The organism is Cochlodiniinecator piscidefendens (assembly GCF_011326755.1).
Taxonomy (GTDB): domain Bacteria; phylum Pseudomonadota; class Alphaproteobacteria; order Rhodobacterales; family Rhodobacteraceae; genus Cochlodiniinecator; species Cochlodiniinecator piscidefendens.
On the sequence record NZ_JAAOIE010000001.1, the window covers coordinates 285,691 to 297,438 of the forward strand.

Sequence of the window (11,748 nt, forward strand, 5' to 3'; positions counted from 1 at the left end):
AACCCTACGCATGAAAGGTTCCCATTTTTCATACGTTTCCATTTGTTTGGTGTGATTTTTTCCACTACAATTCATATCTATGGAGAAATTTGACAACCTAGACCGCAAAATACTGAAATACCTGCAACAAGATTCTGATCTCAGCCTAGAAACGCTTGGTGAAAAGGTTGGGTTATCGCGTAACGCATGTTGGCGCAGAATTAAAACGCTCGAAGAAACTGGCGTCATTAAGAAGCGGGTTGCATTGCTGGCCCCGAATGCGTTGGGTCTGGGGCTAACCGTATTCATCCAAATTCGAACTCAAAGCCATGACACCGCTTGGCTGGAGAAGTTTTCTCAAGCCACACAGTCTATGCCTGAAATCTTAGGGGCGTACCGTATGACCGGTGACTTAGATTACCTCATCCGCGCACGCGTGAGCGACGTTGAAGATTACGATCGACTTTACCGACGTTTGATAAAACGAGTTGAAATGTCAGATGTTTCTGCCAGTTTCGTTATGGAAGAAATCAAAGAAACAACCGAACTCCCCCTGTGAGGTCTTATGCCGAAGCACTACCTGTTTTTACTCATAGCAGTTATCACTGAAACAATCGGAACTTCTGCTCTTGAAGCAAGCCAGCAAATGACGCGCGTGGTCCCGGCGGTCATCGTGGTTGTTGCCTATGTGCTTTCCTTTTACTTTATGGCGCTCACTTTAAAATACATGCCCGTTGGGATCGTGTACGCATTATGGTCTGGGTTAGGTATCGTTTCGATTGCAATCATTGGCTATTTGGTCTTTGGGCAATCGCTGGATTGGCCCGCTGTTGCGGGGCTTGCCATGATCATGAGTGGCATTTTAGTTATCCATTTATTCTCAAATAGCGCGGCCCATTAAAATCAGTGCTTCCTGCCATAAAGTGCGACGACCGGCCTGAAAGTGGCGGTTCCATTAACGAAAAGGGCAAATTTGTTATTTAAGGCTGGCTTTTTCTGCGCTTGCACGATAGGGCCGCAGCAACACATGACATGGCAGGACGGACCCAATCGATGGATCTTCGAAATATCGCAATTATCGCTCACGTGGACCATGGGAAAACCACCCTGGTGGATGAGCTACTGAAACAATCCGGCGTTTTCCGGGACAATCAGGCCGTTGCAGAACGCGCCATGGACAGCAATGATCTGGAACGCGAACGCGGCATCACGATTTTTGCGAAGCCAACATCGGTTGAGTGGAAAAACACGCGGATTAACATCGTTGATACGCCTGGCCACGCCGATTTCGGTGGTGAAGTTGAACGTATCCTATCCATGGTTGACGGTGTTGTTCTGTTGGTGGACGCCGCTGAAGGTCCAATGCCGCAGACGAAATTTGTGACCTCCAAAGCGCTTGCTCTTGGATTGCGTCCAATCGTTGTTGTGAACAAAGTTGACAAACCTGACGGCGAACCAGACCGTGCGTTGGACGAATGCTTCGACCTTTTTGCAAGCCTTGACGCAACCGACGAACAGCTCGACTTCCCGACCATGTACGCATCTGGCCGCAACGGCTGGGCTGACATGGAATTGGACGGCCCGCGCAAAGATCTAACGGCGATGTTCGATTTGATCCTAGAGCACGTTCCTGCCCCTGCACAGATTTCTCGCAAAGGCGAGCCTTTCCAAATGCTGGCGACCACTTTGGGGTCCGACCCATTCTTGGGCCGTATGCTAACAGGCCGCGTTGAAGCGGGTACATTGAAAGCGGGCGAAAACATCAAAGCGCTGTCACGTGACGGCACATTGATCGAGAACTTCCGCGCAACCAAGATCATGGCGTTCCGTGGCTTGGCTCAGCAGGAAATCGAAGTGGCCGAAGCTGGTGATATTGTTTCCGTGGCTGGTATGACTAAATCCACCGTTGCGGATTCTCTGCTTGCCCCGTCCGTAAATGAACCTCTGCCTGCGCAACCAATCGATCCGCCCACCATTACTGTGACATTCGGTATCAACGACAGCCCTCTCGCTGGTCGTGACGGCAAAAAAGTTCAGTCTCGCGTGATCCGTGATCGCCTGATGAAAGAAGCAGAAGGCAACGTTGCGATCAAGATCAGCGATACTCCTGGCGGCGAAGCCTTTGAGGTTGCCGGTCGTGGCGAACTTCAGATGGGTGTTTTGATCGAAAACATGCGTCGCGAAGGTTTTGAACTTTCAATTTCTCGCCCGCAAGTGTTGTTCCAAGAAATCGACGGTGTACGCCACGAGCCAGTGGAAGAAGTTACCATTGACGTGGATGACGAATATTCCGGCGTTGTTATCGAAAAACTGACCAGCACCCGTAAAGGTGAACTGGCTGAGATGCGTCCCGCCGGTGCAGGCAAAACCCGCATCATCGCCCACGTTCCATCACGCGGTTTGATCGGTTATCATGGCGAATTCCTGACTGACACACGCGGCACAGGTGTTTTGAACCGTGTTTTCCATGACTGGGCACCGCACAAAGGCTCAATTCCAGGCCGCCGTGCTGGTGTTTTGATCTCCATGGAAAATGGCACATCTGTTGCCTACGCTCTTTGGAATCTCGAAGACCGCGGTAAAATGATGATCGGCGCGCAAGCTGACGTTTACCAAGGTATGATCATCGGTGAGCACAGTCGTGAAAATGATCTTGAGGTAAATCCGCTGAAAGGTAAGAAACTGACCAATGTTCGGGCCTCGGGTACTGATGATGCGGTTCGTTTGACCACACCAATCACCCTGTCGTTGGAAGAAGCTATTGCCTACATCGACAACGATGAATTGGTAGAAGTTACGCCGAACTCAATTCGTATGCGTAAGCGTCACCTCGACCCGCATGAGCGTAAGCGCAAAGCGCGCGAAGCACAGTAAAATAATAAAGGTGGCGCAGATAACTTTCTGCGCCACCTTTATTTTGTGAATATATTAGGCTGGCAAATATTGCCGGCCTTTTTTATTGCGAAACTGGTGCTACGGCATCACCACGCGTAACATGCCCCGGAGTAACGACTTCGGCGCACCATCCCCCGTGACCACGCATAGCGTTATATCCGCCGTGCCCCAGAATACTTTCCATCCGAGAGCAAGGCGCGCAGGGGCCCGCAATCAATAAAACTGCGTTCCCAACCGTGATCTCATGGTGCCTAAGCGCCGAAAGGTTGATCCCAGAAACAACCAAATTTCGGCGTAAAAGATCAGGGGTCACATCTTCAAGCTGAGAGAGCGCTGCAATCACGGGAAAATGTTCGGCCTGAATAAGCGTCACGGCGCGTTTCCCTGGGCTGGGATGGCGATCACCGATGAGACCCGCTTCGTTTATTTCAGCCGATTGAACAACCTGCATTGTTTCTTTACGTGCAGGACGCAGGCCGATCCAATCTAGTGTTCCGGCCTGCGCGTGATTTTTCATGAGGTCCTTAAGGGACTTCATTCAACTTCTTCAACAATCACCAAATCGCGCTCGGAGGCATGGCGCGCGTGGCTTAATGCCTCTTGATAAGCATCTGAGTGGTAACAGTTATGTGCCGCTTCCAAGCTTGGGAACCGCGCAACAACGTTACGTGCCCGGTCGCGCCCTTCAAGTTGTTCATATTGTCCAGCCCGCGCGAGAAAATACCCGCCATGGGCCGCAATTGCAGGACCGGCGAGCGCCGCATATTTACCGTAGGCCTCTTCATCAGTTACATGCACATTTGCAATCCAAAGAGCTGTCATTTTGATGTCTCCACAATGGCTTCGGCAGCTTTGATTGCTGCATCAGCATTGGCAGCGTCTTTGCCACCACCTTGTGCCATGTCAGCGCGTCCGCCACCGCCTTTGCCGCCAAGTTCAGCAACCGCTGCTTTGACGAGATCAACAGCAGACACACGCGCCGTCAAATCAGCAGTTACACCTGCCGCAACAGCAGCTTTACCACCCGTATCAGCAATCAATAGAACCGCACCGGACCCCATGTTTACCTTATGCTCATCAATCAGCGCAGGAAGGTCTTTGCCGGTAACACCCTGAAGTGCCTGAGCAATGAACGATACCCCATTGATATCTTTTGCTTTTGCGGCGTCCGACTGTCCACCACCAGACATCGCAACTTCGCGGCGCAATTGTGCGACTTCGTTTTGCAACGCTTTACGCTCATCTAACAACGCTTTGACACGGTCTGGAACTTCAGCAGCTTGGGCTTTTAACAATCCAGCCATATCCATCATGCGATCATCTTGCGCAGAAAGGTGATCAAGCGCAGCTGCACCCGTCAAAGCCTCGATCCGGCGTACACCAGATGAAGATGCGCTATCGCCAAGTGCAACAAACAGACCAATATCACCCGTCTGGCGCACATGCGTTCCGCCGCAAAGCTCAAGCGAATAGGTTTCCCCATCGTTTCCTTTGCCAGAATCAGGCTTCTGCCCCATAGAAACCACACGCACTTCGTCGCCGTATTTTTCACCAAACAAGGCCTGCGCCCCTAAGTCGCGCGCATCGTCTGGTGTCATAATACGCGTTTCAACAGGGCTATTTTGTCGGATGTAGGTGTTCACATCCTGTTCAACTTGTTTTAGCTCAGCCGCGCTCAGCGCCTTTGTGTGGCTAAAGTCAAACCGGAGGCGATCAGCCGCGTTTAAGGAACCGCGCTGTGCAACATGTTCGCCCAGTGCTTCGCGCAACGCTTCGTGTAGCAAGTGCGTTGCGGAGTGATTGGCGCGGATAGAGGTCCGACGTCCATGATCAACGATCAGTTCCGCACCCTGCCCTTTGCTGATCTCACCCTCGGTAATTTCCGCAATATGAATATAAACACCCGCGGTTTTACGCGTGTCGGTAATTTTAGCGATGCCTGTGTCGGTTTTCAGAATACCCGTATCGCCAACTTGACCGCCAGATTCTGCATAGAACGGCGTTTGGTTAAGCGCTATTTGCACATTATCGCCGGTTTTTGCCACATCTGACAACGTATTCTCAGCCACGATTGCAACAATCTGACCTTCCGCGACCTCAGTATCATACCCTAAAAAGTCAGTCGTCCCAGCCTCATCAGCGACGCTAAACCAAACGGTTGCATCCGCTGCTTCGCCAGAACCGGACCACGCCGCGCGCGCTTTGGCTTTTTGTTCAGCCATGGCGGTATCAAAGCCGTCTGTATCGACCTCTAAACCCTTTTCACGCAACGCATCCTGAGTAAGATCAAGCGGGAACCCATAAGTATCATACAGCTTAAACGCTGTTTCGCCCGGCAGCGCGCCGCCATCAGACAAATGAGAAACTTCGTCGTCCAACAGCTTCAGACCGCGATCAAGCGTTTGCTTAAACCGCGTTTCCTCAAGTAAAAGTGTCTCTTCGATCAGGGATTGCGCTTGCCCAAGTTCTTGATACGCGTTGCCCATCAGGCTGACGAGGCTTGGAACCAAACGGTGCATAACCGGGTCTTTTGCACCCAATAGGTGCGCATGACGCATGGCGCGACGCATGATCCGGCGCAGCACATAACCACGGCCGTCGTTGGATGGCATCACACCATCTGCGATCAAAAACGAAGTAGAGCGCAAATGGTCAGCAATCACACGGTGATGCACGTTCTGATCCCCATAAGGATCAACGCCAGTCGCATGTGCAGATGCTTCAATCAGCGTTTTGAACAGGTCGGTGTCATAGTTATCGTGGCTGCCCTGCATCAACGCGCCGATACGTTCCAATCCCATCCCAGTATCGATGGATTGCATATCAAGCGGCGTCATGGATCCATCAGCAAACTGTTCGTTTTGCATGAAAACAACGTTCCAGATTTCGATAAACCGGTCACCGTCTTCCTCTGGGCTACCGGGAGGACCACCCCAAATGTGATCACCGTGGTCATAGAAAATTTCGGTGCACGGGCCACATGGGCCAGTTGGCCCCATCATCCAAAAGTTATCGTTGGTTGCGATACGAATGATACGCTCGTCTGGCAATCCGGCGTATTTCTTCCAGAAATTCGCGGCTTCGTCGTCGGTGTGATAGACAGTCACCAGAAGGCGGTCTTTATCAATGCCAAATTCTTTGGTGATCAAATCCCACGCAAAGGCAATCGCTTCTTCTTTGAAGTAGTTCCCGAAAGAAAAGTTGCCAAGCATTTCGAAAAATGTGTGATGGCGTGCTGTGTAACCCACATTATCAAGATCATTATGCTTACCGCCGGCGCGCACACATTTCTGCGCTGTTGTGGCGCGTTTATAGTCGCGGTTTTCGACGCCTGTGAACAGGTTCTTAAACTGAACCATACCTGAGTTAACAAACATCAAGGTTGGGTCATTGCGCGGCACAAGCGGTGAACTGGGGACGATTTCGTGGCCATTTTGACCAAAAAAATCTAGGAAGGTCGAACGGATGTCGTTCAATGTCGGCATCTGGCTGCTCTTTCTCGGAAATACTGGTCTTTTGGGTGTATCCCCAAGCCCGCCAGCTGTCCACAGTCAGTTGATCAGAGATGCCCTGCTGGCGCGATTTTTGTAACGATATCCCCATTGCGCACAATGCCACCGCCAGCAATTTCACACAGAACACCCCGCGGACGAAGGTCGCGAAGATGCGGAGCATTGATCCACTCTTTCGCCGTTTTACCGTATCGAGCTTGCCATTTGACGCAAGCATCGTTGAACACGTCAGAAACACGTAAAACAGCCGTGCCAACTTGCAGCAATTGCCCCACGGGCAGATTTGCTTCTGATAGATTCATATCCAGCACAAACGTATCACCCGGATGTGTTGAGATTTCTCGGCTCTTCCAAACCGCGTTCAGGACTTGTTTACTTAGAATACAGACCTGAATTCGGGGATCCGGCTGACCATCAGGCAATTTTAACCACGGCGCTTTTGTCCAACGTTCGCCGATGATGCCACGATCACGACTCAGTTCTAGCGCATCGACAAAGGCGCGTTGTCCGTAACCTTCGCGAAAACACAGATATTTAACAACAGCAGAATCTGTTTGCGCTGCCGCCATATCCGGCAGCAGCGCATTTAATTCATCCAGAGACGAATGAATTGGTTCTGTTTTTGGTTTAGTCCTCAAGGAGCGCATCATCCCCAGCAGGCATATCGAATTCCAATCCGTGCGCAGCGCGAATTTTATCCTCAATATCAAGCGCGGTGCGGGTATTTTCCTTCAGGTAATTTTTAGCATTCTCACGGCCTTGGCCAATGCGTTCATCCCCATAAGAGAACCACGAACCGGATTTATCTACGACGCCAGCTTTGACGCCCAAATCCAAAAGTTCGCCCATCTTAGAAATGCCTTCGCCATACATGATGTCGAATTCGACTTGCTTAAAGGGCGGCGCAACTTTGTTTTTGACAACTTTAACACGCGTTGCATTACCTACAACTTCGTCACGATCTTTGATCTGGCCAATGCGACGAATATCAAGACGAACAGAACTATAGAATTTCAGGGCGTTACCGCCTGTTGTTGTCTCAGGTGAGCCAAACATAACGCCGATTTTCATCCGAATTTGGTTGATAAACACAACCATACAGTTGCTGCGTGCAATAGACCCTGTCAGCTTCCGCATCGCTTGGCTCATCAAACGCGCATGCACACCAACGCTGCTATCGCCCATGTCACCCTCAAGCTCAGACTTTGGGGTAAGGGCGGCAACAGAATCGACAACAACCATATTCACCGCGCCAGAACGCACCAAGGTATCAACGATTTCAAGAGCTTGTTCACCGGTGTCAGGTTGCGAAATCAGCAATTCATCAAGATCAACGCCAAGCTTTCTAGCATAAAGCGGATCAAGCGCGTGTTCCGCGTCAACAAAGGCGCAAACGCCACCTTTTTTCTGCTCTTCGGCAACGCAATGCAGCGTCAGCGTGGTTTTACCAGAGGACTCCGGGCCGTAAATTTCAACGATACGCCCTTTTGGCAATCCGCCAATTCCAAGCGCAATATCCAACCCCAAAGATCCGGTTGAAGTTGCTTCAATCTCTTGGATGGCATTTTCGCCGCCCAATTTCATGATGGAGCCTTTGCCAAATTGCCGTTCGATCTGCGCCAATGCTGAGTCGAGTGCTTTTTGTTTATCGGTGCTTTTTTTATCTGCCATGGTAAGTAAATCTGCCGTCGCCATTGTTTACCTCTTATTCCACACCCGGACCCGGGCGGCAATCTCTGCGTTTGTTCACGAGTTGTTCCCACTCTTATGAGATCAAAAAGTGAACATTTCAACCAAATTCGTTAACTAGATTAGATTTAGTAGTGTTTTATGCAGTGTAGATTTCGAAATTGTTCCGCCTTTTGGTTAACATTTTCTGAATTCAGACGGGATCAAACCAACCGCATTAACGAACAACAGTTGTCTTTCCATACCGCAGGCGTATTAATTCCAGCAATTCGATACACTATAGGGCGCGTTTGAATATGATGATTTTTTGGAAAGCGCGGCTCGCTTTTTTGGCGGTACCTAAAACAGGAACCACGGCTTATGAAAGCGCTCTAGGGGATCGCGCAGATATTCTCATGCGCAATCCTCCGGGCATAAAACATATGAATCCGCGGTTTTTCAAGAACCGGTTGCTGCCAAACCTAGAACGCGGTGACACAAAAGACATTGAAACATTAGCCGTGATGCGCAACCCTCTGGAATGGTTGGGAAGTTGGTATAGATACCGCCAAAGGTCACATCTAAATGGCAAGCCAAACAGCACTGCAAATGTAACGTTTGATCAGTTCGTGCTAGATTACCTTTCCGAAACGCAGCCCTCCCATGCACGCGTCGGGCGCCAATATCGTTTTTTAACAGCGAATGACGGAACGGTTTCAGTCGATCATTTATTTGATTACGCCCATCTAGATCACTTAACGCGGTTCTTAGAGGATCGGCTTGAATTTCGGTTTTCTCTTGCACGTAAAAACGTATCACCCACAAAAAAACATGCACTTTCAGCAGAAATCGAAGCAAAACTCCGAACACAATGTAGCGAAGATTTCGCACTCTATGATGCGCTTCACGCGCGTTTTTCTGCATTAGATTAATAGAATCGGTTCTTTTTCCTTTTCAAGCCTCCCGGTCCATGTAATAGGGACGCGTCAAACGAAGCATCCAAGGAGATACCCCATGGAGATTCGCGAGGCACTTACCTTCGACGATGTTCTACTGGTCCCGGCCGCATCCAATGTGATGCCGTCAACTGCAGACACTTCCACTTTTGTGACGAAAAGCATACGGATGAATATTCCGCTTTTGTCGTCAGCCATGGACACTGTGACAGAGTCACGGATGGCAATTGCGATGGCACAAGCCGGTGGCATCGGGGTTATTCACAAAAACCTCGATACGGACGCTCAGGCGAAAGAAGTTCGCAGGGTAAAGCGTTTTGTTTCGGGCACCGTTTACAACCCAATTACGTTGACCCCTGATCAAACCTTGGCAGATGCCAAAGCCTTGATGGAACGTTACCGCGTCACGGGTTTCCCGGTGGTGAGTGAAAATGGATTGGTTGTAGGTATCGTGACAAACCGCGACATGCGCTTTGCCCAAGATGACGCAACACCCGTTAAGGTCATGATGACCACAGATAATCTTGCGATGTTGACCGAGCCCGCAAATCTGGATGAGGCACGGTCGTTGATGCAAGCGCGCCGTATCGAGAAATTGCTCATCACTGATGGCGACGGGAAACTCACCGGGCTTCTCACATTAAAAGATAGTGAACAAGCCGTCTTGAACCCGCAAGCCTGCAAAGACGACCTTGGCCGTTTGCGTGTTGCCGCGGCGTCTGGCGTTGGAGACTCTGGCTTTGAACGGACGCAGGCGCTTATCGACTCTGGTGTTGATATGGTGGTGATCGACACGGCACATGGGCATTCAAGTGGTGTACTCGAAGCTGTTGAACGTGTGCGCAAGCTTTCTGATGACATTCAAATTGTTGCTGGTAACGTCGCAACTGAATCAGCCACACGTGCCCTAATCAGTGCTGGTGCAAATGCCATCAAAACGGGTATTGGCCCTGGATCAATTTGCACAACGCGAATGGTTGCTGGCGTTGGTGTTCCCCAGCTCACAGCCATTATGGATTGCGCGCGCGGGGCGGCTGATACGAAAACCCCTGTCATTGCAGACGGTGGTATTAAATTCTCAGGCGATTTCGCTAAGGCAATTGCAGCAGGTGCATCCTGTGCGATGGTTGGTTCGATGATCGCTGGTACGGATGAAAGCCCCGGCGAAGTTATCCTGTATCAAGGGCGTTCATTCAAAAGCTATCGCGGTATGGGCAGCCTCGGCGCAATGGCGCGCGGTTCTGCTGATCGGTATTTCCAAAAAGATGCAGCCAGCGACAAACTGGTTCCTGAAGGTATCGAAGGTCAAGTGCCTTACAAAGGTCCGGCAGGTACCGTGGTTCACCAATTGGTTGGCGGTTTGCGCGCGGCAATGGGGTACACCGGTAATGCAACGGTCGATGAAATGCGCAAAAATTGTAACTTTGTGCGGATCACCGGCGCGGGTCTGAAAGAAAGCCATGTGCATGACGTTCAGATCACACGCGAAAGCCCAAACTACAGAGTAATGTAGTTTCAATGTGTTGCGACGCAACGTGAATGTAAAATATAAAAGGAGTCAGACATGACCCCAGCAGCACGTTGCGCCGCAGCTATTGAAATTATTGACCAAATTCTAACTGGTGATGCTGCAGAACGCGCCCTAACAAACTGGGCGCGCCGCAGCCGATTTGCCGGTTCAAAAGACCGCGCAGCTATTCGCGATCACGTGTTTGACGCGTTACGCAACAAACTCTCTTATGCAGCACTTGGCGGCGCAAATACGGGGCGTGGTATCTTGTTGGGTGCATTGCGCGCGCATGACACCTCCGTTGAAGATATCTTTAACGGCGTTGGACATGCACCTGCGCCCTTAACGACTACTGAGGTCGAATTTACGCCTGCAGAACTTCCGGATTTTGTGCGCCTTGACTTCCCTGAATGGCTCGAGCCCAATTTGCGTAACAGTTTAGGCGATAAATTCGAAGCTGTCTTATCTCTGCTCAAACAACGCGCGCCGGTTTATCTTCGGGTTAACACTCGAAAATCTAACGTTGAAAATGCGATCATGCGTTTAGAAGCAGAAGGGATTTCAACACGGCCAGTTACGCTAACGCCTTCGGCACTCAAAGTCATAGAAAACCCTCGAAAAGTTGCGAATTCAGCAGCCTACCAAGAAGGGATCGTTGAGCTGCAAGATGCAGCATCACAGTTTATTGCAAACGAACTCGAAATCGCTCCGGGTGCGCAGGTGCTTGATTATTGCGCGGGTGGTGGCGGCAAATCACTTGCTTTCGCAGCAAAAGCCGATGCAACTTTTTTCGCCTACGATATTGATGAAAAACGAATGTCTGACATTCCTGAACGCGCAAAACGCGCGGGTGTGCGCATCAAATGTTTAAATGATGAGCAACTTGCCTCAGAGGCAAATTTTGACGTTGTGTTTGTCGATGCCCCGTGTTCCGGAAGTGGATCCTGGCGCCGGTCGCCAGATGCAAAATGGAATTTCACCCCCGAACGCCTTCAGCAGTTGAAGAGCATTCAACAAGATATTCTAAACAAAGCGAAATCCAAAACAGCGCCCTCAGGAATACTCGCTTATGCGACCTGTTCTATTTTGTCAGAAGAAAACGAACACCAGATCAGAGATTTTCTCACTGAAAACAAAGACTGGGTTCTGCTGAGACAGAAACAACTCACTCCCGTTGACGGTGGGGATGGATTTTACTTCGCTGAGCTGAAGCGAAACGCTTAACAAC

Annotated in this window: 11 protein-coding genes; 6 read left to right on the top strand and 5 right to left on the bottom strand. The window is 50.3% G+C overall.

Going from position 1 to position 11,748, the window contains the following annotated elements; translation table 11 throughout:
* Positions 1–79: 79 nt before the first annotated feature.
* From G9C99_RS01440 to typA, 3 genes are all read left to right on the top strand, one after another.
* Positions 80–538: an Lrp/AsnC family transcriptional regulator gene (locus G9C99_RS01440; protein ID WP_166415674.1), complete on the top strand. Its 459-nt coding sequence runs from the start codon at positions 80–82 to the stop codon at positions 536–538.
* 6 nt (positions 539–544) lie between these two features.
* Positions 545–880, top strand: coding sequence for a DMT family transporter (locus G9C99_RS01445; RefSeq protein WP_166415675.1), 336 nt, complete (start codon positions 545–547; stop codon positions 878–880).
* 152 nt (positions 881–1,032) lie between these two features.
* Entirely contained in the window at positions 1,033–2,853 is a 1,821-nt protein-coding gene (gene typA / locus G9C99_RS01450) for a translational GTPase TypA (protein ID WP_166415676.1), read from the top strand.
* Positions 2,854–2,935: 82 nt separating this feature from the next.
* Here typA and G9C99_RS01455 read toward each other — a convergent pair whose 3' ends face one another.
* The 5 genes from G9C99_RS01455 to recA all read right to left on the bottom strand — a co-directional run bounded on the left by G9C99_RS01455 (position 2,936) and on the right by recA (position 8,081).
* Positions 2,936–3,412, bottom strand: a complete 477-nt coding sequence (locus G9C99_RS01455) for an MOSC domain-containing protein (RefSeq protein ID WP_166415677.1) — start codon at positions 3,410–3,412, stop codon at positions 2,936–2,938.
* On the bottom strand, positions 3,409–3,696 hold the full coding sequence (locus G9C99_RS01460) for a DUF1330 domain-containing protein (RefSeq protein ID WP_166415678.1): 288 nt from the start codon (positions 3,694–3,696) through the stop codon (positions 3,409–3,411). The genes G9C99_RS01455 and G9C99_RS01460 overlap by 4 nt, the downstream gene beginning before the upstream one ends.
* A complete protein-coding gene (gene alaS, locus G9C99_RS01465) occupies positions 3,693–6,359 on the bottom strand; it encodes an alanine--tRNA ligase (RefSeq protein ID WP_166415679.1) in 2,667 nt (888 codons plus the stop codon). Before alaS ends, G9C99_RS01460 begins: the two co-directional genes overlap by 4 nt.
* Positions 6,360–6,433: 74 nt before the next feature.
* Positions 6,434–7,024 carry a hypothetical protein gene (locus G9C99_RS01470; protein WP_331459957.1) on the bottom strand — a complete coding sequence of 197 codons (591 nt, stop codon included), beginning with the start codon at positions 7,022–7,024 and terminating at the stop codon, positions 6,434–6,436.
* Positions 7,014–8,081, bottom strand: a complete 1,068-nt coding sequence (gene recA / locus G9C99_RS01475) for a recombinase RecA (RefSeq protein WP_166415680.1) — start codon at positions 8,079–8,081, stop codon at positions 7,014–7,016. Before recA ends, G9C99_RS01470 begins: the two co-directional genes overlap by 11 nt.
* Positions 8,082–8,371: 290 nt before the next feature.
* Here recA and G9C99_RS01480 point away from each other — a divergent pair, with 290 nt between their 5' ends.
* From G9C99_RS01480 to G9C99_RS01490, 3 genes are all read left to right on the top strand, one after another.
* Positions 8,372–8,986 carry a gamma-glutamyl kinase gene (locus tag G9C99_RS01480; protein ID WP_166415681.1) on the top strand — a complete coding sequence of 205 codons (615 nt, stop codon included), beginning with the start codon at positions 8,372–8,374 and terminating at the stop codon, positions 8,984–8,986.
* An 82-nt stretch (positions 8,987–9,068) separates the two neighbouring features.
* Positions 9,069–10,523, top strand: a complete 1,455-nt coding sequence (guaB, locus tag G9C99_RS01485; protein ID WP_166415682.1) for an IMP dehydrogenase — start codon at positions 9,069–9,071, stop codon at positions 10,521–10,523.
* Between the two features lie 51 nt (positions 10,524–10,574).
* The gene (locus G9C99_RS01490; protein ID WP_166415683.1) at positions 10,575–11,744 is read left to right on the top strand and encodes an RsmB/NOP family class I SAM-dependent RNA methyltransferase; all 1,170 of its coding nucleotides are present in this window, start codon (positions 10,575–10,577) and stop codon (positions 11,742–11,744) included.
* Positions 11,745–11,748: the final 4 nt, after the last annotated feature.

Excerpts from the sequence above, each read along its gene's own strand:
- G9C99_RS01480 (WP_166415681.1), top strand. The coding sequence starts at position 8,372 with ATGATGATTTTTTGGAAAGCGCGGCTCGCTTTTTTGGCGGTACCTAAA.
- G9C99_RS01455 (WP_166415677.1), bottom strand. The coding sequence starts at position 3,412 with ATGAAGTCCCTTAAGGACCTCATGAAAAATCACGCGCAGGCCGGAACA.
- typA (WP_166415676.1), top strand. The coding sequence starts at position 1,033 with ATGGATCTTCGAAATATCGCAATTATCGCTCACGTGGACCATGGGAAA.
- G9C99_RS01460 (WP_166415678.1), bottom strand. The coding sequence starts at position 3,696 with ATGACAGCTCTTTGGATTGCAAATGTGCATGTAACTGATGAAGAGGCC.
- guaB (WP_166415682.1), top strand. The coding sequence starts at position 9,069 with ATGGAGATTCGCGAGGCACTTACCTTCGACGATGTTCTACTGGTCCCG.
- recA (WP_166415680.1), bottom strand. The coding sequence starts at position 8,081 with ATGGCGACGGCAGATTTACTTACCATGGCAGATAAAAAAAGCACCGAT.
- G9C99_RS01490 (WP_166415683.1), top strand. The coding sequence starts at position 10,575 with ATGACCCCAGCAGCACGTTGCGCCGCAGCTATTGAAATTATTGACCAA.
- alaS (WP_166415679.1), bottom strand. The coding sequence starts at position 6,359 with ATGCCGACATTGAACGACATCCGTTCGACCTTCCTAGATTTTTTTGGT.
- G9C99_RS01445 (WP_166415675.1), top strand. The coding sequence starts at position 545 with ATGCCGAAGCACTACCTGTTTTTACTCATAGCAGTTATCACTGAAACA.
- G9C99_RS01440 (WP_166415674.1), top strand. The coding sequence starts at position 80 with ATGGAGAAATTTGACAACCTAGACCGCAAAATACTGAAATACCTGCAA.